The sequence below is a fragment of the Mumia spirodelae genome, from assembly GCF_050632745.1.
Classification (GTDB): Bacteria; Actinomycetota; Actinomycetes; order Propionibacteriales; family Nocardioidaceae; genus Mumia.
In genome coordinates this window covers 455509-476632 of the sequence record NZ_JBODSD010000001.1, presented here as the reverse complement: position 1 = coordinate 476632, position 21124 = coordinate 455509, and the positions used below count along the sequence as shown (strand labels likewise).

Here is a 21124-nt window from a genome sequence, read left to right as displayed (position 1 = left end):
AACTATCTAGTTGGTTGACAAGACCGGGCGTCCGATCACCTCGTCGAACTGCCCGACCAGTCCGGAGAACATCGCGTACGCCTCGTCGTAGCCGTGCGGCACCCGCAGACCCGTGCGGAAGTCGGTCGCACCCTGCTCGACCAGGCTCGGCACGTCGGCGAACAGCGCCTCGAGGTCGATCCCCCGGTCGTCGGTGAAGCGGTTCGGCAGGGCGTAGGCGACCTGGACGTCGTCGAAGCTCGCGCCTTGGGCCTCGACCAGCTCCCGCATCTGACCGACCGCCTCGGCGAACGTGTCGGGCGTCGTGCTCCACGGGAGCCACCCGGCGCCGTACGCCGCGAGTCGCCGGGCGACGACGGGTCGCGCACTGCCGCCGATCCAGACGGGCACACCGCCAGGCCGTACCGGCTTCGGCATCATGTGCACGTCCTCGAAGTCCACGTGCGCGCCGGCGTACCGCGCGACCGGCGCGGTCCACAGCTCCTTGCACGCCGCCAGCTGCTCGTCGAGCAGCGCACCCCGGCGCCCGAAGTCGAGGCCGAGCGCGGCGTACTCCGCCTGCTGCCACCCGACCCCGACGCCCAGCTCGAACCTCCCGTGCGACAGGGCATCGAGGGACGCCGCCATCTTCGCCAGCAGCACCGGCGGCCGCAGCGGCGCGACCAGGACGTTGGTGCCGAGGAGCAGGCGGTTCGTCACTGCGGCGAGGGCCGACATCACCGTCAGCGCCTCGAGCCACTCGCCGTCGGGGCCCGTCGGCTGAGCGCCGCCCGCACGCCCGCCGCTGCCCGGATCGCCGTACGCCGCCAGATCGCCCCCGAACAGGACGTGGTCGCTGACGTAGACCCTGTCGACGCCGGCGTCCTCGGCTGCACGCGCCTGGTCGAGCACGTGCCTCCAGTCCGCCGGGGCCGTCTGCGCATAGTTGCGGATCGACACGCTGAGCTGAGGTCTCATGCCTGCTCCGGCCGCATCTCGAGGAAGAGCCCGGTCGCCTCGGCGCACAGCCGCTCACCGTCGCTCAGGGTCCCGTGGAGCGTCCGTTTGCGTCCGTCGACCCTCGCCACGCGGACCTTCACCTCGAGATCGCGGTCCAGCTGCGTCAGGCTCCGGAAGTCCACCGTCAGTGACGCCGTACGCGAGCGGCCGCCGCCTGCGATGTCCGCCGTCCGACCGAGGGCGTCGTCGAACATGACCGCGATCGCGCCGCCGTGCACGACACCGTTGTTGCCGCTGTGGAACCGTCCGAAGCGCGTCGTCGCGACCAGCTCGTCGTCGCGGAAGTCGTGGATCTGCAGCGTCGGGCTGAACGTCTGGCCGCGGCTCGGAAGGCCGAGCAGCCGCCCGAAGATCTGCTCGCTCCCGGCGACCTCGTAGGGGGCGAGCAGGTCGCGCACCCGCGCCATCAGCTCCGACGCCTCCGCGACCACGTCGGCCGGAGGAACGGTCCCGGCCACCGCGTCCTGCAGGGCACCGAGGCCCGCGACCAGCTCCTCCCATCCGTCCGGCTTGACGCGTGCGGCCCCGTCGGCCCACTCCCTCCAGTGCCCGCTCAGGAGGTCGACGCGGTTCTCGAGCTCCGTCACCGGTCACCCCCGAAGAACGGGTACGACGGGTCGCCGGACCCACGGCGCCCGCCCGGGTAGCCTCCGCGCTCGGTCGTCTTCTCCCACTCGGGACCGTCGACGTGGTTGCGGGTCCAGTCCGAGACCACCGTGCGCCGCACGATGCCCCAGCCGCCGTCACGACGTTCGAGCTCGTCGAGGTAACGACCGGACATGACGGCGAGCTCCGGGTGGCCGTTGTCGGCGTGCGGGTGACAGGCGAGGAAGTAGACCTCGGCGCGGGCCGTGTCTCCGTCGAGCTCGATCCAGTGGTTGGTGATGTGGTGGTTGCCGACGTGGTCCCAGACCTTCTTCGCGCCGTCGACGACGACGTGCGCGAAGTCTGTCCCCGGGCCGTCGAACGGGCCGTGGTGGTCGGTCCCGCCCTCGGCGTACACCGACTGGATCAGCGCGAGGTCTGCGCGGTCCACACCCCGCGCGTAGCGGTAGAGGAGCTGCCGGATCTCCTCGTGGTCGCGCAGCCGCTGGACCTCGCGTCGCAGCGATACCAGTTCGTCGTCCATGTCGTACCTGCCTGTCGAGGAGCGGACCATGCGGTCGTGACGTCTCGCGTACCCTACCAACCAGATGGTTGATATAGAACCCTCCGCCACCCAGTCAGCGCGCCGTCGCGGCGACGTCGAAGGTGCCGCTGAAGCCGAAGCGGTCGATCGCCTCGACGAGGAGCGCCGCCGTCCTCCCCCGCCCGCACGGCCGGACGAGCATCGGCGTCAGGTGCCGGTCCACGACGGTCAGGTCGTGCTCCTCGCACAGGCCGATCGCGCCGAAGACCTGGTGCGCATTGCTCAGCACGGTGTCGGCAGCCTCCAGCATCGCCAGGCGGAGCGCGAGGGCGTCGGCCGCCGTCGCGCGTCCGCGCACGACCATGAACCACGTGAACGTCGCCATCTCGTCGAGCCCGTCGACCGCCACCGCCATGTCGGCCAGGCGCCAGCGGATCTCCCCGAAGGTGCCGATCGGCTTCCCGAACTGGTGGCGCTGCGTGGCGTAGCGGGCGGCGTCGGTCGCCGCCGTCTGGAGCGCGCCGGCGACCCAGAAGGCATCCAGCACGTGCGACATGTGCAGCGCCGTCGCGGGGACGACCGCGTCGGTCACGCGGTCGTCGAGCTCGACGGTCGCTCCGAACGGGTCGAGCGGCGCGTGCCGCCGAGCGGACGCGTCGACGATCCTGCAGAGTCGGCCGTCGCGCAGATCCGCAACCGCAGCATGCTCGAAGAGGTCCGCGTGCTCGAGGACCTCGGCGTCGGGGCCCGCGAGATAGAGCGCGTCGAGGTCGGCCCGCAGGTCGGCGGGGACGGCCAGCACCCGTGTCACGGGATACGGAGCGACGACCTCCCCGCAGGCGTGCGCCGCGAGCACGGCAGCGGACGACTCGACCTCGTCACCGAGGGGATCGAGGTCGAGGACGCCGAGGGACTCCAGCGCCGGTCGGACCCGCTCGGCACGAAGACCCGCCTTCTCCTCCGCCGACCGCGCGAGCTCGACGCCACCGATGCCGGCCAGCGACGACCGGACGGCATGCTGGAGATCCACGGCCTCGGAGGCCCAGACCCGCCTCACTGCCTCGCCTCCTGCATCAGCGAGCGGGCAACCAGCATGCGTTGGATCTCGATCGTCCCCGACGCGATCGTCGCCGATCTCGCGTAGCGGTAGACGTCCTCGGCATGACCGAGCAACCCGTCGCCGCCGGGGCGCAGGCCTTGCGCCCCCAGGACGTCGAGCGTCAGGCTCGCGACCTCCTGGTCGAGCGCGATCGACGCGATCCGTGCTCCTGACGCGGCGCGATCGGTCAGGTCGCCCGTCTCACGCATCGCGATCGCGCGGTGGTTCAGGAGTCGGGCGGTGCGCGCGTGCACGAGCGCGCGGACGTAGTCGACCCGCGACCCGGGGTCGGAGGTCCGCGCGCTCGGCGCGAGCTCCGACAGAAGACGCTCGTCCCGCGCGTACCTCGGGATCCCGATGCGCTCGTGGTTCAGCACGTACTTGATCACCTGCCAGCCGTGGTCGACCGCGCCGAGCACGTCGTCGGGCGTCGTGCGAACCTCGTCGAAGAACACCTCGTTCAGGTGCTGGTCTCCCATCATCGACGCGATCGGGCGGACGCTGATGCCGTCACGGTCCATCGGGACGAGGAAGATCGTCACCCCTCGGTTCTTCGCACGGCTGTCGCGACTCGTCCGCGCCGCGAGGAAGCACCAGTCGGCGATCGACGCGTACGACGTCCAGATCTTCTGTCCGTTGACGACCCAGCCCTGCCCGTCGGCAGTGGCAGGGAGCGACAGCGACCCGAGGTCGCTGCCGGACTCGGGCTCGCTGAAGCCCTGGCACCAGATGCGCTCACCCGCGGCGATCGCCGGCAGGTGGTGACGCTTCTGCTCGTCGGTGCCGAAGGCCATGAGGGTGGGCCCGACCCAGCTCAGCCCCATGTACTGCGGTCCGCGGGGCTCGAGGTGCGCCCACATCTCTTCACGGAGGACTGTCGACTCCCACACGGTCGCGGCGGCACCGCCGTACTCGACCGGCCAGTCGATCGTCAGCAGCCGCTCCTCTGCCAACCGGTCGAGCACGGCGCGGACGACGCGGCGCACGGCGGGATCGTCGGAGAACGGCCCGGCCCAGTCGTCGGGGAGCAGCTCGTCGAGCAGCTCCCGCAGTCGGGCGCGGAGCGCGTCGGCGGGATCACCCAGGTCAAGGTCCACATCCACTCCCGGCATCGGCTTATGATATAGATCATTTATATCAGCAAGAGGGGTTCAGGCAACCCCCCTCGGTCTGCGTACCGGACCTCGCCGAAGGAGGACGACATGGCCGTCGGACTGGTGTTGAACGACGCGGCCGCCGTGGCCGACGAAGCCGTCCGGGCGGAGGCTGCCGGCTTCGACCTCATCGCGGTCGGCGAGCACCTCTTCCATCACGGCCCCGTGCCGAACCCGTACGTGCAGCTCGCGGCGGCGGCTGCGGTCACGTCGCGCGTCCGCCTGCTCAGCAGCGTCGGCCTGCTCCCCCTCTATCCGCCGCCGCTGGTGGCGAAGCTCGCCGCAACGCTCGACGTCGTCTCTCACGGCCGGCTCGACCTCGGCCTGGGCGCCGGCGGCGAGTACCCCGCCGAGTTCGAGGCGGTCGGGATCGACCCGGCCACGCGCTTCCGCCGGCTCGACGAAGGCCTCGACGTGCTCAGGCTGCTCTTCTCCGGCGACCGCGTCACCTTCGCCGGGGAGTTCACCACGCTGGACCATGTCGCCCTCGACCCCGGCCCCGCCCAGCCCGGCGGGCCGCCGATCTGGCTCGGAGGTCGCGGCGCCGGTGCACTGCGCCGTGCCGGACGCTCCGCACGGGTCTGGATGCCGTACATGGTGACTCCTGAACGCCTGGCTCAGGGACTCGGCGAGGCCCGCGGGGCGGCCGCGCTGGCCGGGCGGGATCCCAGCTCGCTGACCGGCGCGCTCTTCGCCTTCGTCTGCGTCGACAAGGACGGCGACTGGGCGCGTCGCACCGGGGTCACCACCGTCAGCCGCACCTACCAGCAGGACTTCGCGCCGCTTGCCGAGAGGTACCTCCTGCTCGGCACCCCCGATACCGTCCGGTCCCGGATGGCGGAGTTCGCCAACGCCGGGGCACGGACGATCGTGCTCGCGATCGCCGCCCACGACGCCCACGACCGCGCCCGGGTGATGGACACCCTCGCGTCCGACCTTCTCCCCGAGGTGGCTGCCCCGTGATGCAACCCGTCGCGTACCTCGACGTCGAGGGCCCCGTCGCCGAGCTCGTGCTCAACCGGCCGGACAAGCTCAACGCCATCGACGAGCCGATGCTGCTCGCGATCGAGGCGGCCGTCGTCGAGGTCGAGGAGAACCTCGAGGTCAGGGCGCTGATCGTCCGCGGCTCCGGCCGCGCGTTCAGCGCCGGCGCCGACCTCGTGGCCGCGGAGGACCGGATCGACGACCCGCCCGCACTCAGCGCCCACGCCGACGTGTGGCGACGGGTGCTCGACCGACTCTCGAACTGCCCCGTGCCCTCGATCGCCGCCGTCCACGGCGTCGCCGTCGCGGGCGGATTCGAGCTGACGCTGGCCTGCGACCTGGTCGTGCTCGCTGACGACGCGCACTACGGCGACGGTCACTCCGTGTGGGGGCTGATGCCGAGCGGGGGTGCCTCGCAGCGGCTGCCGCGGATCGTCGGACCGCGTCAGGCCGCGTGGATGCTCTTCAGCGGACAACCGATCGATCCCCGGGACGCGCGGGAGTGCGGCCTGGTCAATGCCGTCGTGCCGGCCGACCAGGTCCTCGCCACGAGCCGCGCGATGGCGCAGACGCTCACGGAGCGCAGCCCTGCCTCGATCGCGGGGATGAAGCGGGCGATCCGCGACGGGCTCGACGCCGGCTCGCTGGAGGCCGGGCTCGACCTGGAGAAGGCGCTGCTGACCGAGCACATGGCGGGCTCGGACGTCCGGATCGGCGTCGAGGCCTTCCTCGGCCGCACGACGCCTCGGTTCAGCCGCGGGTAGCCACGCGGATCGGGACCTGCCGCCGGCTGCCGTGCTCGTCGAGCACCCGCACCCGGCCGCCCGAGGACGCCACGAACCCCGACGTCGCCTTGAGGTGGGCGCGCGTGAGCCGCAGGGCGTTCTCGGCGTCGCCCTGCTCGATCGCCTCGCTGATGCGCAGGTGGGCGCGCACGACGTCGCGGCGCAGCCCGATGGCGGGGTACTCGCCCTCGTCGACGGCCGACGCCGCCCAGGTGAGCTCCTGGGTGTTCCAGATGCCCTCGAGGACGCCGACCAGGATCTGCAGCGTCTCGTTGCCTGCCGCCATCACCAGGTCGTGGTGGAACTGGGTCGAGAGCTGGGTGAAGAGGAGCTCGTCCTCCAGGTGCTCCTCCGCCTCCCGGGTCAGCGCGCTCAGCTCGCGGCCGATCTTGCGGTGGTTGCGGCGCCGCGCGGCCTGCTCGGCGGTGAGCGGCTCGACCAGGTTGCGGGCGGCGGCCAGGTCGGCGAGCGAGGTGTGACGCGAGTGGAGGAGCAGCCCGACGTGGTACGCGGCGCCCGCGGGTGCCGGGTGGGTGATGACGGTGCCCCCGCGCTTGCCACGGCGGACCGTCACCAGACCCTCGGTCTCGAGGATCCGGAACGCCTCTCTCAGGCTCGGCCGGCTGACAGGGAACTGTTCCAGCAGAGCAGCCTCCGGAGGGAGCTCCGACCCGTCGACCAGGTCCCCGTCGAGGATGCGCGACCTGAGCTGGGAGGCGACGGCCTCCGCGACGCTCGTGGTGTTGAGCCGCTGGGGCTGGGGCACGGCGCTCACTGCCCTGGGCTCGCGCCCTGTGCCAGCCATGGACGTCCTCTCCGGTCAAGGGGAGGCCCCTTGCCTGCACGATGTTCCTCGGCCACCGAGACTAGCGCCTGGTGACGTCAGAGGGATGAGTAGATACCCCGGGCCACGTCGTCGACGGACAGGTTCGCCGCCGCGTCGCGCAGCGTCACCCGGCCGCGCTCCATCACGATCACCTCGTCGGCGATCCCACCGAGGACCTCCTCGACCAGCTGCTCGACCAGGAGGATCGCCATCCCCTCGTCGCGCAGCCGCTCCAGGCACTCGAACACGACGTCGACGAAGACCGGCGCGAGCCCCGAGGACGGCTCGTCGACCAGCAGCACCTTCGGCCGGGAGGCGAGCGCCGTGGCGATCGCGAGCATCTGCTGCTGGCCGCCGGACAGGTCGGCCGCGCGCTGGTCGCGCCGCTCCCCCAGGATGGGGAACCGGTCGTACAGCTCGCCCAGCTCGCTCTCGAACTGTGCCCGCCGCACGCGTCGGCCACGGAGGCCGAGGAGCAGGTTGTCGCGCACGCTGAGGTCGCGGAAGACGCGCTTGCCCTCCTGGACGACCGACATCCCGCGCGGCACCCGGCCCCACGGTGGCACGCCCGTCACGTCCTCGCCGAGCAGGCGGACGTTGCCGGCGCGCAGCGGGAGGAGCCCGCAGACCCCGGAGATGAAGGTCGTCTTGCCGGCCCCGTTGCGCCCGACCAGGGCCGTCACGGTGCCCGCGCGAAGCTCCAGCGACACGTCCCAGACGGCGACCAGATCGCCGTACGCGACGCTCACCTCGCTCACCTCGAGCTCGGGCGCCGCGCTCTCGTTCGCCACCATCACCGGACTCCCGTCTCGTTCACGTCCACGCTCTCGCCGGCGCCGACCTCGGCGGACGCGGCGACCGCGGCGTCGTCGCCGCGCGCTCGGTCGCCACGGCGTCCGAGGTAGCTGTCGATGACCCTCTGGTCGCGCTGGACCACGTCCGGCGGGCCGGAGGCGATCACGGTCCCGAGCTCCATGGCGAAGACCTGGTCCGCGGTCTCCATCACGAAGGGCACGTTGTGCTCCACCAGCACCACTGTGCCGCCGGCGTCGCGCGTGCGCCGCATCAGCTGGTCGAGCTCACGCAGGCCCTCGTCGTCCAGCCCCGCCGCAGGCTCGTCCAGCAGCAGCACGTGGGGCTCACCGGCCACGGCGCGCACCACTTCGAGGAGGCGACGCGTCCCCAGCGGGAGTGATTGCGCGTCCTCGTGGGCGAGGTGCGTCAGCCCGGCGAACGACAACGCCGCGAGCGCCGCCTCACGGTCCTTGCGGCGGATCCGGTAGTGCACCGGGAGCCGCAGCATCGACGCGATCAGCCCCAGCCCCCCGTGCCGGAGCCTGCCGGTCTCGACCACCTCGAGCACCGTCATGCGCTTGGGGATCAGCGGGGTCTGGAAGGTCCGTCCCACGCCGAGGCGGGCGACCGTGCTGGCCTTCACCCCCACCAGCTCCTCGTCGTCCAGCCGGATGCTCCCCGAGTCCGGACGAAGGACGCCCGACACCGCATTCAGCAGCGTCGTCTTGCCGGCGCCGTTCGCCCCGATGATCGCGGTGATCGTGCCGGGCTCGACGGTGAGGTCGACTCCGGCGAGGGCCTTCAACCCGGCGAAGGACTTCGTCACCCCGGTGATCTCGAGACGCTGGCCGGGGATCGACAGCGCGGCCTTGTCGGCCTCGCGCTCGACGCTCTCGACCTGCGACGGACGGGCCAGGTAGCGGCGGTCGAGCCTCGTGATCACGCGTCGCGCGATGCCCGCGAGCCCCGCGGAGAAGGCCACCCCGACCACGATGAGGAACACGCCGTACGCGGCGACGGAGTAGCGCTCGAACGACGCCGCCTGCAACGGCCCGAGGACCAGGATGGCGGCGCCCACGGGTGCTCCCCAGACGCTGTCCGCCCCGCCGAGGACGGTCGCGGCCAGCAGCGCGATCGTCAGCGTCATCGTGAACGACTCGGGACTGATGAAGCCCGCCATGTAGGTGTAGAAGACGCCCGCGATCCCCGCAGGAAGGGCACCGATCACGTAGGCCTGCACCCGGAGGCGGTAGACCGACCCACCGAGCGTCTCGGTGAGGGTCGGGCTGGCCGCGAGCACGCGGAGGATGGTGCCGAACCGCGACACCACCAGGTTGCGGAACAGGATCAGCCACACGAAGGTCAACGCGATCGTCACCTGGAAGAACTCCGGACCGAACAGCTCGCGCCCGAAGAGCGTCGGCCCGATCACGCCGGGGAGCCCGGCGCTCCCGCCGGTCCACTCGTGGAAGATCGAGACCAGGCTGGGGATCAGCAGGATGAAGAAGAACGAGACCAGCGCGAGCGACCAGTGGCTCAGCCGCAGCCCGGGGATCCCCGAGATCAGGCCGGCGAAGGCGGCGACGGCGACCGCGACCACGATCGCGAGCAGGATGTCGGTGTAGCCCTGGTTGTAGAGGATCGCGGCCACGTACGCACCGGAGGCGAACACCGCGACCTGCCCCAGTGCCAGCTCGCCGGCGTAGCCGAAGCTGAGGTTCAGGCCGCTGCAGATGAGCGTGTACACCGCGATCAGCATGACCTGGCGCTGCCAGTAGAGGTCCAGGCCGAGCAACGGCAGCTCGATCACCAGGATGAAGACCAGCACCGCCACGAACGGTGTGCTGAGGGTCAGCGTGCGCAGCTTGTCGACCATGGTTCACACCGTCCTGACGCCACGCTGGCCGAAGAGGCCGGTCGGCTTGAGAAGGAGAATGAGCAGGAGCAGCCCGAAGAGCAGCAAGGGTGGGTACTCGACGCCGAGGTAGCGGCTCCCGAAGGACTGGACGAGGCCGATCACGAGTCCCCCGAGGATCGACCCCAGGAAGCTGCCGAATCCGCCGACGGCCAGCGCGACGAACCCGAAGACGGTCAGCGTGATCGTGATCCCCACGCTGGCGCCGGTCTTCGGGACGATGAGGGGACCGAGCAGCCCGGCCAGGCCGCCCGCGAGGGCGAACGACGCGGTGCGGAGTGCCGCCACGTTGATCCCGCGGACCTTGGCCGCGTCCGGGTCGCTGGTGGCGCCCCGTGCGGCGAGTCCCCAGAGGCTGCGCTGCGCGAACAGGTGCATCCCCACGCCGAAGACGACGGCGGCGACGATCAGCCACAGGTCCACAGGGGAGACCCGCCCGCCGAGCAGCGTGAGGGACTCCTGCCCCCCGAAGAAGGGGACGGATCTCGGCTCGTCCCCCCAGGTCGCCATCAGGACGCCCTCGATCACGACGAGGGCGCCGACGGTCGTGACGAGGAGGGCGTGCGAGTCCTTGTGACGAAGCACCGGTCGGATGGCGACGAGCTCCTCCAGCACCGCCAGCAGCGCGCCGAGCACCGCCCCGAGCGCCGCCGCCGTCCACCACGGCCACCCTTGCTCGACCATGATGAACCAGGAGAAGAAGCCGGCGAGGACGACGAACGCGCCGTGCGCGAAGTTGAACGTCCCTCCGAACGTCATCGTGATGTTGTAGCCGATGGCGATGAGTGCGTAGACCGCACCGACCGACAGCCCTGCCCAAACGACGGTCATCGAGTGCGCCTCCCAGTCACGGACGAGGTCGTTGCCCCGTTCAGACGATCGGGGTGCCCCGAACACTATGACCTCGCTCACATCAAATCAACTAAATCATTAGGATTTGCATGAACCATCGGTCCTGCCGTCTGGAGCGCCGGTCTCGGTGCGATCACGGCGATGGGTGCGGGGGTGAACTTTCCTTGACGCTCGTTCGAGCGTGTGGTTAAGGTCACATCTGAATCATATAGAGGTATATGATCATTTGGACGCCGGAAGGATCGTCACCATGAGGTTGGAACGAACTGCGCTCGTGGGCGCACTCGCCTCCGCGCTGCTGGTCGTGAGCGGCTGCGCCAGCTCCGACACGGGCAACGGGGGCAACGCGTCGGACGACGCCGAAGGCCCGATGGTCATCGAGAGCTTCCAGGCCCTCAGCGGTCCGGTCGCTCCCGTCGGCGAGGCGATGTCGGTCGGCAACAAGGCCGCCGTCGCCGTCATCAACGCCGACGGCGGTGTCCTCGGCAAGCCCCTCGAGCTGAACATCACCGACAGCGGAGGCAGTGCCGACCAGCTGGCGGCGAAGCTGCAGGAGCTCCTCGCAGGAGGCAAGCCTCACGCGGTGCTGCCGGGAAGCGCCTCGGAGATCCCCGCCGGCATCCCGATCCTCGACAACGCCGGCGTGTTCACCTCCCAGCACTTCACCGCCGACACCTTCAACGACCCGAAGGAGTACCCGCTCGTCTTCGGCAACGCGCACACGATCCCCGACTACGTCGCGAGCTTCGTCAAGAAGCTGCAGGACGACGGCTACACCAGCGTCGGGGTGCTGAACTCCGACGACGCCTCCGGCCAGGCGTTCCAGGCGGTCGCCAAGCCCGCGCTCGAGGAGGCCGGCATCAAGGCGACCTTTGCGGCCGTGTCTCCGAGCGCGGTGGACGCGACCCCGCAGATGCAGCAGGTGCTCGCCGACGATCCGGACGCCCTCGTGCTCGCCGGGTACTTCCCGGGCGCCACGGCCGTGATCGCGGCGCGGGCGAAGCTGGGCATCGACGTCCCGACGATCGCCGCCCAGACGTTCTCCGCGAACAACCTCGACTCCATCGCGGAGCCCGAGGCCCTGGAGGGCATCGAGTTCCAGCAGCTGGCGGCCAACGTCAAGGGCACGCCGCAGACGGAGTCCGAGGCGTTCCAGAAGTTCTACGAGGCGGTGAAGAAGGAGGCCGGCGGAACGTTGCCGTTCCCGATCAACACCTACCTCGTCGCCTACGACGACGTCGTGCTGGCCGCGTACGCTGCCGAGCTCGCCGGCAGCTTCGACCCCGAGAAGATGACCGAGGCGCTGGAGAAGGCGACCCCGGAGGACATGCCGAACTACGTCATGCCCGTTGGCTTCTCTCCCGAGAACCACTTCCCGAACGTCACGGCGGAGGACTTCGTATTCGTCCCGTACTCGCCGACCGAGAACGGTCTGGTGGTGCCCGCCAACGGCTGACGCCACCGCTCGACCCCCGGACGGGCGGGGCCGCTCCCCACGGAGCGGTCCCGCCCGTTCGTCGTCCGGGTCGAACGTTCCCAACCAACTGTCTGGTCGGGTACATTTCGGGAGAGTCGTTCTCGCACCCCAGGAGCACACATGGGCATCACCCTCGACGCCACCGAGCGGGCCATGCTCGTGGGCACGCACGGCGAAGGCGTCCTCGCCACCACGACACCCAGCGGGGCGCCGGTCCCCCTCCCCGTCTGGTACGTCGTGGTCGACGGCGTCCCGTACGTGCGCACGCCGCGCACCTCGAAGCGCGTGCGGCACATCGAGAACAACCCGCGCGTGTCGTTGCTGGTCCACGCGGGCGAGGCCTGGCGCGAGCTTCGCGGCGTCCTGATCGCGGGGCGCGCCGAGATCGTGACGGATCCCGCACTCGCGGTACGGATCGAGAAGGTCCTCGACGAGCGCTTCGCCGACCTGTTGCCGCCTCCGCTGCCCGACAGGGTCGCCGGCGCGTACGCCGCGACGGTCATCCTCCGCATCACCCCCGATCGCGATCCCGTGAGCTGGGACAACCGGAAGGTGCGCCTGTGAGCCAGCGCGTGCGCCGGCTGACGACGTACGCGGTCCTCATGTCGGCCGTCACGGCGTTCGCGCTGCTCCAGGCGATGGTCATCCCGGTCCTGCCCGCGATCCAGCACGCGCTGGACGCGGATGCGCGCAGCGTCTCGTGGGTCGTCAGCGCGTACCTGCTGGCGGCGGCCGTCGCGACGCCGATCGTCGGGCGCCTCGGCGACGTCTACGGCAAGAAGCGCGCACTGGTCGTCGTCCTCGCCGTCCTCTCCGCGGCATCGCTCGTCGCCGCGTACGCGCCGAGTCTTCAGGTGATGGTCGCCGCCCGGGTCCTGCAGGGCGTCGGCGGGGGCGTGATGCCGCTTTCGCTCGGCATCGTTCGCGACGAGTTCTCCCCAGAACGCACCTCGGCCGCGGTCGGCACGCTCGCCGCACTCGGCGGGATCGGCGCCAGCGTCGGGCTGGTCCTGGCCGGCCCTCTGGTGGAGCTTCTCGGCTATCGGGCGCTGTTCCTCGCTCCGATGACGCTGACGGCGATCACGGCCGCGGTCGCCGTGGTCGTGATCCCGCGCTCGCCGAGCGGCTCCGGCTCCCTGTCCTGGCTGCCTGCGCCGTTCCTCAGCCTCAGCGTGGCCGCGTTCCTGCTCGCCACGACCCAGGGGACCGCGTGGGGGTGGCTCGATCCGCGCACTCTCGGTCTGTACGCGGGAGCCGTCGTGCTCGGCGCCCTCTGGATCCGGCTGGAGCGGCGCGCCGAGCACCCTGTCATCGACCTCGACATGCTGAAGCTTCCGGCCGTGCGCTCGGCCAACGTCGTCTCGTTCCTTCTCGGCCTCGCCATGTTCGGCGTCTACTCCTACGTGCCGCAGCTCCTGCAGACGCCCCGGTCGACCGGCTACGGACTCGGGGCGACCGTGTCCGGATCAGGGCTCGTCCTCGCCCCGATGGCCGCCTGCGTGTTCCTCGGCGGCATCGTCGCGGCCCGCCTGACGCGCCGGTACGGCCCGCGCCGGGTGGTCATCGGAGCGAGCGTCGTCATGGCGCTGTCGTTGCTGAGCCTGGTCGCCGCACGCACGCAGGCGTGGGAGGTCGCGCTGACCCTGACCGCGTACGGGTTCGCGCTCGGGATCAACCTGGCAGCCTTGTCGACCCTGGTCGTGGTCTCGGTCGACCCGCGGCGGACCGCCGTCGCGAGCGCGGTGAACTTCAACGTCCGCAACATCGGCGGCGCGGTCGGGGCAGCGGTGATGGCGACCGTCGTCACCGCCGGCCCGGGGGCGGACGGCTTCCCCCGGGAGACCGGGTACGTCGTCGGCTTCGTGGTGCTGGCGGCGACCATGGTCGTCGCCAGCGTGCTGGCGCTGGCCCTCCCGCGGACACGCGCCGTCGAGCCTGCTCCCCAGGCTCCCTCGCCCGCGGTCTGACCGGGTCCGGCGTCCCGAGCCTCAGAACGTCTCGGGGATGCCGGTGCCGACGACCGGCGGCGCGTCCGGCGACGACACCCGTCCCACCTGCTCGAGGAGGCCGAACCCGGTCACCCCGGAGCGGGCGACGTCGTACGGGGTGAACGCCCTGCGCACCCATCCCTGCCCGTCGGAGCTCGCCCGGACGAACGCGAGGTGCTGGTCGAGGCTGCGATAGCCGCCGAGCACCGTGTAGCCCCCTTCCCGCTGGAGGGTTCCGTCGAGCTGGCAGATCATCCGCGTGGGGATCCGGCGGGGCGGACCCTCGACGTGCAGCGCCGACACCGTCAGCGGAGTCGTCTCGGTGTGCTCCTGGAACGCGCCGGGGCCGACGTCGCCCGGCGTCGGTGGTGCGGTGGCGAGCATCGACGAGCCGTCCTGGAACGCCGCCTGGAGCCGCGTGCCGCCCTCGTTGCCGGACGCCGCGAAGCCGGTCGCCCCCACCCACGCCTGGCCACGGACGGAGGCCACGACGCTGCCTGCCGCGACGGAGCCGGTGGCGCGGTACACCTGGGAGCCGGCAAGCCCGCCGTCGGCGAACGCACGCTGCCGCGGGACGGGGAGCGAGATCGGCCCCAGCGACAGGTCCAGCGTGACGGGCACCCGAAACTCCTCGTCGGCGCCCGCCAGGTGCTCGGCAGGCTCCAGGTCCTGCGCGGTGTGCACGGACACGCGGACGCGCTGGGCGCGGCCGTCGACTGTCCAGCTCACGTCGGGGTGGTGGCTCGCGGTCACGAAGTCACGGTCGTACCACAGCGTCACCCCGTCGGCCATGAACACGAGCACGCGGTCCAGCGACGTCCGGCGCCCGCGCGTCACGGCGATCGTGACGACAGTCCCCGAGACGTCGTCCATCAGGACCAGGTCGGCCGACCCTCCGACCTCTGCTGCAGTGGCCACTGCGTCTCCTCTCACCTCGCCGGCGTCGGGTCCCGTTTGACTCCACGCTCGTCGTACCGCATTATAACCAACTAACCAGTGGGTTGGTTTTACACAAGTTCGGAGACGTGAATGAAGGATTGGCCGTACGACGTATTCGCCACAGGGTGGTATCAGATCGGGTACTCGGCGGAGCTTGCGCCAGGCGACGTCCGCCCGGTCAAGTTCTTCGACCAGGACCTGGTCCTGTTCCGGTCGGAGGGCGGAGAGGTCTCCCTCCTCGACGCCTACTGTCCCCACCTCGGCGCGCACCTCGGGCACGGCGGACAGGTCAAGGGCGACTGCATCGAGTGCCCGTTCCACGGCTGGCTGTGGAACACCGACGGGTCCCTGGAGGAGATCCCGTACGCGCCGAACGCCACCCGCAAGGTCTCGCTCGACCGGTGGCACACCGCCGAGGTCCAGGGCCTGCTTCTCGCCTGGTACGACGGGCACGGCCGCGCGCCGTTCTGGGAGTACCCCGGCGTCCCCGAGTACGGCGACCAGGAGAACTTCTACCCGATCTACCCGTACGGCGCCGACCACGTCGGGGTGCGCAAGATCATCACCCAGATGCCGATCGAGAACACGCCGGACTACTTCCACTTCCCCCTCGTCCACGGGACCGGCCAGCCGGGCCGGCCGCGGCTCTGGGAGGAGAAGGGCGAGTACCTCCACACGCGCATGGGCTACTGGTTCGGCTACGGCAAGACGGCGACGTGGCTGACGCCCGACGGGCCGGTGGACGGCGAGACCGAGACCGAGGCATGGGGGCTCGGGCTGTCGCTCGCGCGCTTCCACATCGGTGACTTCATCACCGCCCAGATGACGGCGACCACCCCCGTCGACAAGGAGCACTCCCAGATCTTCTGCACGATGGCGGTCTCGCGCGAGCCGGGGAGCTCGATGGACGACCCGCCGACCGGGCGCGCAGAGCAGATGCTGCGCTTCCAGGACGCGCAGATCCGCCGTGACTTCGCGATCTGGGAGAACCAGAAGTACATCGAGCACCCGCCGTACGCCGGTGGCGAGGAGATCTACTACTCGGCGTTCCGACGCTGGTCCAAGCAGTTCTACTTCGACAAGCCGTACCGCGACGGGAAGCGGCTGGAGGGCGACCAGCGCAAGGCGGAGGACTGGACCGTCCCGGTCTACGACCACAACCCGGTCTGACCCGAAGGACCCCCGGGGCCCCGGCCTCGTCGCCACGACAAGGCGGCGACGCCGGGGCCTTCTTCGTGGTCGTACGTCAGGCGAGGGCGTACAGGTCGAGGTCCGGGTCGACCACCTGGCGGACGCGGCCCTGCATGGCCAGCACCTCCAGATGTGCCCGCGTCTCCTGCACCGCCATCAGCTGGTCCATCGGCCCGAGCGAGTCGAGCGCCCTCTCGCGCTTGGTCCACGGCACGTGCTTGGCCACCTCGTACGCCGTGCGAGCGCCCGCGGCGACGGCCTCGCCGCACTGGTCGAGGCGGACCTCGTGGTGCCGCAGCAGCTCGTCCACGCGCTCGTGGACGCTCGCTCCGGCGACCCCGTGCGCGGGGAGCATCGCGGCGTCGGGGCGCTTGCGAAGGCGGGTCAGCGAGTCGAGGTAGTCGACCAGCGACCGGTGAAGGTGGTCGGTCGGCTCGGAGCCGACGGCAGGCGTGATCCGCGGCAGGACGTGGTCACCGGTGAACAGCACGCCGACCTCGTCGCCGGCGAAGCACATGTGCCCGCGGGTGTGCCCGGGAGTCTCGACCGCCTCCACCGCCAGGTCGCCGAGGAGCACGACGTCGCCGTCGTGGAGCCACCGGGTCGGCTCGGCGTACTGGGCGACGTCGACGTCGGACCGCGCGTGAGACTCGACCATCGACCGTGGCACCCCGCACCGCCGCAGCGCGACCCCGAACTCGGACATGCCGCGCTCCCGGTCCAGGATCAGCGCGAGCGAGTGCCGCTCGCCGGACCCGAGGAGGATCTCGCACCCGGTTCGCCGCATCAGCTCGACGGCGAGCGTGTAGTGGTCGGGGTGGATGTGCGTCACGACGATCGTGGAGACGTCGCCGAGACCGGCACCGAGCGCGGCGAGCCCGCGCTCGAGGTCGCCCATCGCGTCACCGGCGAACCATCCGGCGTCGACGAGGCCCACGGAGCGGTCTCCGACGACGGCATAGACGTTCGTGGCGGCAAGGCCCTCCCCGGGCATCTCCACCGGGATGCGATGCACCTCCGGGGCCACGGTCTCGTACGTCACGTCCGCCCACGCGTCCCGACCGGCCATCGTGCCTCCTCCGTCTCGTGCTCCTGGCTCGCCGGCCCCCGCGCCGCTTGACAGCAGGAGCCGGCATCCTTAGGTTACCAACCATTCGGTTGGCTAGTAGCTGGAGGGTTGGCATGGGCATGCTCGCGGAGTCGATCGCCCCGGAGCACGAGTTCCGGCACACGCCGAACGACGACCCGGCGTACAACGAGAGCACCTACTACAACTTCTCCTCGACGGCCTCCGGCATCACCGGCTGGGTCCGGGTCGCGATGCAGGCCAACCAGCCCGCCGGCCAGGCGTCCGTCCTCCTGTTCCTGCCGGACGAGACCCTCTTCGGCCACGAGCGGACACGCGAGGTGACGGTCGACCAGATCAAGGTGGGCGGGCTGCAGATCGACATCCTCGAGCCCCACGTGCGCCAGCGCCTCCGGTACGAGGGCGAGCTCGCGTCCTTCACCGACCCCCGTGTGCTCACCGAGCCGCGCGCCGCGTTCAAGGAGGCTCCTCGTCGGCGGGTGACGCTCGACCTCGCCGTCCACGCCCACGGCCGGCCCTTCGGGACGAACGGTGACGACCCCGACAAGTACGTCGAGTCGACGATGGCGTGGGGACACTTCGAGCAGTTCATCGGCGTCGACGGCACCATCACCGTCGACGGCACCACCTACCCGCTCGAGAAGGCCGCGGGGCTGCGCGACCACTCGTGGGGCCCCCGCGACTGGGCCGGCCCGCTCTGGTACCGCTGGATCACCGCCTCCCTCGACGACGGCAGCGCGCTCATGGTCCTCCAGGTGGCGCGGCGCGACGGTCAGATCACCCGCGAGGCCGCGGTCGTCCGCGACGGTGCCCTGAGCGAGGCGACGTTCGACGCCGTCGACGTCACGTGGACGCCGGACGGCTTCGGCGAGCGGGTCGTCTGCGACGTGCAGACCGCCGAGGGCCCGGTGACCCTGACGGCCGCCGCGCGCCCGCCGGCGACGTACGTCCCGCTCCGGCACAACCGCCCGGACGACGACGGCACGGTGCTCGAGACCCGCATCGGGTACGCCCCGTACGAGTTCTCCACCAGCGACGGCCGACGAGGCACCGGCATCGTCGAGATCCTCGACCAGCTGGACGACGGCCTGCCGATCGGGATGTCGTCACGATGACGACCTCCACGCGGTCCACGATGCTCGCCCCCGAGGTCGAGGCGTGGCTCGCCCACGGGCTCGTCGAGGCGGTCCCCCCGTTTCGGGTCGAACGCATCACCGGCGGCTACAGCATGCTGACCTCGCGCGTGATCGACACGGCCGGACGCACCTGGGTCCTGCGCCAGCCGCCGCGCGGGCAGGCCGGCGGCGGCGCCCACGACCCTGCCCGCGAGTCGCGCACGATGTCCGCCCTGGGGGAGACCGACGTCCCGGTCCCGCGGGTGCGGATGACCGGCACCGCCGAGGACCCGTTGGGCGTCCCGTGCCACGTCACCGACTTCGTCGACGGCCTCGTCGTGACGGGGGCCGCGCAGGCCGAGCAGGCGTTCGACGCCGCCACGCTGCGGACGGCCACGACGAACCTCACCACCGCGCTCGCCGCGCTGCACGCCGTCGACCCCGAGGCGGTCGGGCTCGGGGACCTCGGGCCGAAGGAGAACTACAACGGGCGCCAGATCCGGCGCTGGCGGTCCATCCTCGCCTCGATCGCGGAGACGGCGGGTCCGGAGGTCACCCAGCACCTCGCCTCGCTGCGCGTGCTCGGCGACGACCTCGCGCGCCGCCTCCCAGCCGACACCGCCGGTCGCCTCGTGCACGGCGACTACCGGCTCGGCAACACGATCACCGGACCGGACGGGTCGATCCGCGCGATCCTCGACTGGGAGCTGGTCACCCGCGGCGAGCCGCTCGCCGACCTCGGCTCGCTGCTGGTCTTCTGGGACGCTCCCGCCGAGGCGATGCTCGGGACCCCGCCGCCCACGACCGCACCGGGGTCGCTGCGTCCCGACGAGGTCGTGGACACGTACGTCGCCGCAACCGGCGCGTCCGTCGACGACCTGCCCCTCTACCGCTCCCTCGCCAGCTGGCGGCTCGCCTGCCTGTGCCTCCGGACGGCAGTCCGCTTCCGCACCGGGGCGATGGGCGACGACACCGACTCCGGCACCTTCCTGCGCACGACCGACCTGTGGGCCGAGCGCGCTGCGGAGGAGCTGCGGTGAGCGCCCGCACGGAGGAGACCTCTCCCGCCGCGGCCGTGACGGAGGAGGGCGTGCGCGCCGCGCTGCTGGCGCCGGGCGCCCCGTACGAGCTCGTGGAGACGGTCGCCGACGGGCGGACCGTCCGGGCGTACCGGCACGCGCCCACCAGCCTGCGCGCCGTGCTCGAGGGAGTACGCGCGCACGGCGAGCGAGACGCGCTGGTGTACGAGGCGGAGCGGCTGACGTACGACGACCTGTACGCGCAGGTCGCCACCCTCGCCCACGTGCTGCGCGACGACCTCGGCGTCACGAAGGGCGACCGGGTCGCGATCGCGATGCGCAACGTCCCCGAGCTCGTCATCACCTTCTGGGCGGCCCAGGCCCTCGGCGCGATCGCCGTGCCGCTCAACGCCTGGTGGACCGGCAGCGAGCTGCGGTGGGCGGTCGAGGACTGCGCACCGGCGGTCCTCGTCGCCGACGGGGAGCGCTGGGACAGGCTGCGTACGGCCGTCAGCCCCGGCGACGCCCTCCCCACGACAGTCGTCACCCGGAGGGACGAGCCCGTCCTTGCACCCCACCGGAGCTGGGACCAGCTGCTCGCGAACGCTCCCGCGCACGACGCCCTGCCTCCGTGCGACGTCGGCCCCGACGATCCCGCCACGATCATCTACACGTCCGGGACGACGGGACGGCCGAAGGGCGCTCTGGCGACGCACCGCAACCACACCACGTTGATGATGACGATGGGGTTCCAGGCGGAGGTCGCCCGGCAGATCGCCGGCGACGACGCTGTCGCTCCGATGCCCACCGCCCAGCCGGCGATGCTCAACCCGTTCCCGCTGTTCCACATCGGCGGCGTCTCGTCGGTCTACAACGCCGCCGCCGGTGGGATGAAGATGGTGCTGATGTACCGCTGGGACACCGAGGAGGCGCTCGACCTCTGCGTCCGCGAGGAGATCACCGCGCTGGTCCTGGTCCCCACGATGCTGCGCCGGCTGCTCGCCTCGCCGGCACTCGCGTCGTACGACCTCTCACGCGTCTCGTCGATCGGCATCGGGGGTTCGCCGGGAGCGACCGAGCTCGTCGAGCTCGTCCTGAGCCGTGTCGGACCTCAGGTGTCGATCAACCACGGGTACGGCATGACCGAGACGACGTCGTCGGCCGTGCAGCAGAGCGGCGCCGCGGTCGTGGCGAACCCGCAGGTCGCCGGGTTCCCCGTGCCGGGCGCGGAGGTGAGGCTCGTCGACGACGTCGGCGCGGAGGTCGCCACCGGGGAGGTCGGCGAGGTGTGGGTCCGGGGACCCCAGGTCGTGGCCGGCTACTGGACGCCGGGCGAGACCGAGACGGCCTTCACCGACGGCTGGTTCCGCTCCGGCGACCTCGGCGTCTTCGACGCCGCTGGCCGGCTGCGCCTCGTCGACCGCCTGAAGGACGTGATCATCCGCGGCGGCGAGAACGTCTACCCCGCCGAGGTCGAGCGCGTGCTGGGCACGCACCCCACGGTCGCGGAGGTGGCCGTGGTCGCCGTCCCCGACCCGGACCTGGGCGAGGCGGTCGCGGCCGTCGTCGTCCCGCACGAGGACGCGCGGGTCGACGTCGACGCGCTGCGAACGCTCGCGTCCGCGGAGCTGGCGGCGTTCAAGGTGCCGAGCGCGTGGTACGTGCGCGACACCCCGCTCCCGAGGAACGCCAGCGGCAAGGTGCTGAAGCGCGACGTACGCGACTGGATCTCCACCGCCCGCTGAGTCGAGGACAGGCGTCGCCGCCAGC

The 21124-nt window shown here is 71.4% G+C and carries 20 protein-coding genes; 9 read left to right on the top strand and 11 right to left on the bottom strand.

Going from position 1 to position 21124, the window contains the following annotated elements; genetic code table 11:
- Positions 1-6 precede the first annotated feature (6 nt).
- The 5 genes from ACQSSQ_RS02390 to ACQSSQ_RS02370 form a co-directional block, all read right to left on the bottom strand.
- The gene (locus tag ACQSSQ_RS02390) at positions 7-957 is read right to left on the bottom strand and encodes a TIGR03619 family F420-dependent LLM class oxidoreductase (protein WP_431325430.1); all 951 of its coding nucleotides are present in this window, start codon (positions 955-957) and stop codon (positions 7-9) included.
- Positions 954-1586 (bottom strand): PaaI family thioesterase, encoded by a 633-nt coding sequence (locus ACQSSQ_RS02385; RefSeq protein ID WP_431325429.1) that lies wholly within the window; start codon positions 1584-1586, stop codon positions 954-956. Before ACQSSQ_RS02385 ends, ACQSSQ_RS02390 begins: the two co-directional genes overlap by 4 nt.
- Entirely contained in the window at positions 1583-2128 is a 546-nt protein-coding gene (locus ACQSSQ_RS02380; protein WP_431325428.1) for a nuclear transport factor 2 family protein, read from the bottom strand. The genes ACQSSQ_RS02385 and ACQSSQ_RS02380 overlap by 4 nt, the downstream gene beginning before the upstream one ends.
- A gap of 94 nt (positions 2129-2222) precedes the next feature.
- On the bottom strand, positions 2223-3185 hold the full coding sequence (locus ACQSSQ_RS02375) for an acyl-CoA dehydrogenase family protein (RefSeq protein WP_431325427.1): 963 nt from the start codon (positions 3183-3185) through the stop codon (positions 2223-2225).
- Complete coding sequence (locus ACQSSQ_RS02370; protein WP_431325426.1) at positions 3182-4339, bottom strand: acyl-CoA dehydrogenase family protein; 1158 nt, start codon at positions 4337-4339, stop codon at positions 3182-3184. Before ACQSSQ_RS02370 ends, ACQSSQ_RS02375 begins: the two co-directional genes overlap by 4 nt.
- Positions 4340-4429: 90 nt before the next feature.
- Here ACQSSQ_RS02370 and ACQSSQ_RS02365 point away from each other — a divergent pair, with 90 nt between their 5' ends.
- Positions 4430-5344, top strand: coding sequence for an LLM class flavin-dependent oxidoreductase (locus tag ACQSSQ_RS02365; protein ID WP_431325425.1), 915 nt, complete (start codon positions 4430-4432; stop codon positions 5342-5344).
- Positions 5344-6129, top strand: coding sequence for an enoyl-CoA hydratase/isomerase family protein (locus ACQSSQ_RS02360; RefSeq protein WP_431326764.1), 786 nt, complete (start codon positions 5344-5346; stop codon positions 6127-6129). The genes ACQSSQ_RS02365 and ACQSSQ_RS02360 overlap by 1 nt, the downstream gene beginning before the upstream one ends.
- On the opposite strand, the gene ACQSSQ_RS02355 is transcribed toward ACQSSQ_RS02360, so the two are convergent.
- From ACQSSQ_RS02355 to ACQSSQ_RS02340, 4 genes are all read right to left on the bottom strand, one after another.
- Positions 6116-6955 (bottom strand): FadR/GntR family transcriptional regulator, encoded by an 840-nt coding sequence (locus ACQSSQ_RS02355; RefSeq protein WP_431325424.1) that lies wholly within the window; start codon positions 6953-6955, stop codon positions 6116-6118. The genes ACQSSQ_RS02360 and ACQSSQ_RS02355 overlap by 14 nt on opposite strands.
- Before the next feature lie 77 nt (positions 6956-7032).
- Entirely contained in the window at positions 7033-7770 is a 738-nt protein-coding gene (locus tag ACQSSQ_RS02350) for an ABC transporter ATP-binding protein (protein WP_431325423.1), read from the bottom strand.
- Positions 7770-9647 carry a branched-chain amino acid ABC transporter ATP-binding protein/permease gene (locus tag ACQSSQ_RS02345; protein ID WP_431325422.1) on the bottom strand — a complete coding sequence of 626 codons (1878 nt, stop codon included), beginning with the start codon at positions 9645-9647 and terminating at the stop codon, positions 7770-7772. The genes ACQSSQ_RS02350 and ACQSSQ_RS02345 overlap by 1 nt, the downstream gene beginning before the upstream one ends.
- 3 nt (positions 9648-9650) lie before the next feature.
- The gene (locus ACQSSQ_RS02340) at positions 9651-10517 is read right to left on the bottom strand and encodes a branched-chain amino acid ABC transporter permease (protein ID WP_431325421.1); all 867 of its coding nucleotides are present in this window, start codon (positions 10515-10517) and stop codon (positions 9651-9653) included.
- 271 nt (positions 10518-10788) lie between these two features.
- Between ACQSSQ_RS02340 and ACQSSQ_RS02335 the strand changes: the two genes are divergently transcribed.
- From ACQSSQ_RS02335 to ACQSSQ_RS02325, 3 genes are all read left to right on the top strand, one after another.
- Positions 10789-11994 (top strand): ABC transporter substrate-binding protein, encoded by a 1206-nt coding sequence (locus tag ACQSSQ_RS02335; protein ID WP_431325420.1) that lies wholly within the window; start codon positions 10789-10791, stop codon positions 11992-11994.
- Positions 11995-12135: 141 nt separating this feature from the next.
- Entirely contained in the window at positions 12136-12579 is a 444-nt protein-coding gene (locus ACQSSQ_RS02330; protein ID WP_431325419.1) for a pyridoxamine 5'-phosphate oxidase family protein, read from the top strand.
- The gene (locus ACQSSQ_RS02325) at positions 12576-13982 is read left to right on the top strand and encodes an MFS transporter (RefSeq protein ID WP_431325418.1); all 1407 of its coding nucleotides are present in this window, start codon (positions 12576-12578) and stop codon (positions 13980-13982) included. Before ACQSSQ_RS02330 ends, ACQSSQ_RS02325 begins: the two co-directional genes overlap by 4 nt.
- Before the next feature lie 21 nt (positions 13983-14003).
- On the opposite strand, the gene ACQSSQ_RS02320 is transcribed toward ACQSSQ_RS02325, so the two are convergent.
- The gene (locus tag ACQSSQ_RS02320) at positions 14004-14921 is read right to left on the bottom strand and encodes a hypothetical protein (RefSeq protein ID WP_431325417.1); all 918 of its coding nucleotides are present in this window, start codon (positions 14919-14921) and stop codon (positions 14004-14006) included.
- A 111-nt stretch (positions 14922-15032) separates the two neighbouring features.
- On the opposite strand from ACQSSQ_RS02320, the gene ACQSSQ_RS02315 reads away from it, so the two are divergent.
- Positions 15033-16112 (top strand): aromatic ring-hydroxylating oxygenase subunit alpha, encoded by a 1080-nt coding sequence (locus ACQSSQ_RS02315; RefSeq protein WP_431325416.1) that lies wholly within the window; start codon positions 15033-15035, stop codon positions 16110-16112.
- Between the two features lie 76 nt (positions 16113-16188).
- Here ACQSSQ_RS02315 and ACQSSQ_RS02310 read toward each other — a convergent pair whose 3' ends face one another.
- Complete coding sequence (locus ACQSSQ_RS02310) at positions 16189-17202, bottom strand: MBL fold metallo-hydrolase (RefSeq protein WP_431325415.1); 1014 nt, start codon at positions 17200-17202, stop codon at positions 16189-16191.
- A gap of 113 nt (positions 17203-17315) precedes the next feature.
- Here ACQSSQ_RS02310 and ACQSSQ_RS02305 point away from each other — a divergent pair, with 113 nt between their 5' ends.
- Genes ACQSSQ_RS02305 through ACQSSQ_RS02295 form a run of 3 tightly spaced genes read left to right on the top strand, consistent with a single transcriptional unit; the run spans position 17316 to position 21099 of the window.
- Entirely contained in the window at positions 17316-18335 is a 1020-nt protein-coding gene (locus tag ACQSSQ_RS02305; protein WP_431325414.1) for a DUF7064 domain-containing protein, read from the top strand.
- A complete protein-coding gene (locus ACQSSQ_RS02300) occupies positions 18332-19375 on the top strand; it encodes a phosphotransferase family protein (RefSeq protein WP_431325413.1) in 1044 nt (347 codons plus the stop codon). The genes ACQSSQ_RS02305 and ACQSSQ_RS02300 overlap by 4 nt, the downstream gene beginning before the upstream one ends.
- Entirely contained in the window at positions 19372-21099 is a 1728-nt protein-coding gene (locus ACQSSQ_RS02295; RefSeq protein ID WP_431325412.1) for a class I adenylate-forming enzyme family protein, read from the top strand. The genes ACQSSQ_RS02300 and ACQSSQ_RS02295 overlap by 4 nt, the downstream gene beginning before the upstream one ends.
- The last annotated feature ends 25 nt before the right edge of the window (positions 21100-21124 follow it).

Excerpts from the sequence above, each read along its gene's own strand:
- ACQSSQ_RS02340 (WP_431325421.1), bottom strand. The coding sequence starts at position 10,517 with ATGACCGTCGTTTGGGCAGGGCTGTCGGTCGGTGCGGTCTACGCACTC.
- ACQSSQ_RS02390 (WP_431325430.1), bottom strand. The coding sequence starts at position 957 with ATGAGACCTCAGCTCAGCGTGTCGATCCGCAACTATGCGCAGACGGCC.
- ACQSSQ_RS02360 (WP_431326764.1), top strand. The coding sequence starts at position 5,344 with ATGCAACCCGTCGCGTACCTCGACGTCGAGGGCCCCGTCGCCGAGCTC.
- ACQSSQ_RS02305 (WP_431325414.1), top strand. The coding sequence starts at position 17,316 with ATGGGCATGCTCGCGGAGTCGATCGCCCCGGAGCACGAGTTCCGGCAC.
- ACQSSQ_RS02300 (WP_431325413.1), top strand. The coding sequence starts at position 18,332 with ATGACGACCTCCACGCGGTCCACGATGCTCGCCCCCGAGGTCGAGGCG.
- ACQSSQ_RS02350 (WP_431325423.1), bottom strand. The coding sequence starts at position 7,770 with ATGGTGGCGAACGAGAGCGCGGCGCCCGAGCTCGAGGTGAGCGAGGTG.
- ACQSSQ_RS02380 (WP_431325428.1), bottom strand. The coding sequence starts at position 2,128 with ATGGACGACGAACTGGTATCGCTGCGACGCGAGGTCCAGCGGCTGCGC.
- ACQSSQ_RS02355 (WP_431325424.1), bottom strand. The coding sequence starts at position 6,955 with ATGGCTGGCACAGGGCGCGAGCCCAGGGCAGTGAGCGCCGTGCCCCAG.
- ACQSSQ_RS02330 (WP_431325419.1), top strand. The coding sequence starts at position 12,136 with ATGGGCATCACCCTCGACGCCACCGAGCGGGCCATGCTCGTGGGCACG.
- ACQSSQ_RS02335 (WP_431325420.1), top strand. The coding sequence starts at position 10,789 with ATGAGGTTGGAACGAACTGCGCTCGTGGGCGCACTCGCCTCCGCGCTG.
- ACQSSQ_RS02365 (WP_431325425.1), top strand. The coding sequence starts at position 4,430 with ATGGCCGTCGGACTGGTGTTGAACGACGCGGCCGCCGTGGCCGACGAA.
- ACQSSQ_RS02315 (WP_431325416.1), top strand. The coding sequence starts at position 15,033 with ATGAAGGATTGGCCGTACGACGTATTCGCCACAGGGTGGTATCAGATC.
- ACQSSQ_RS02370 (WP_431325426.1), bottom strand. The coding sequence starts at position 4,339 with ATGCCGGGAGTGGATGTGGACCTTGACCTGGGTGATCCCGCCGACGCG.
- ACQSSQ_RS02345 (WP_431325422.1), bottom strand. The coding sequence starts at position 9,647 with ATGGTCGACAAGCTGCGCACGCTGACCCTCAGCACACCGTTCGTGGCG.
- ACQSSQ_RS02310 (WP_431325415.1), bottom strand. The coding sequence starts at position 17,202 with ATGGCCGGTCGGGACGCGTGGGCGGACGTGACGTACGAGACCGTGGCC.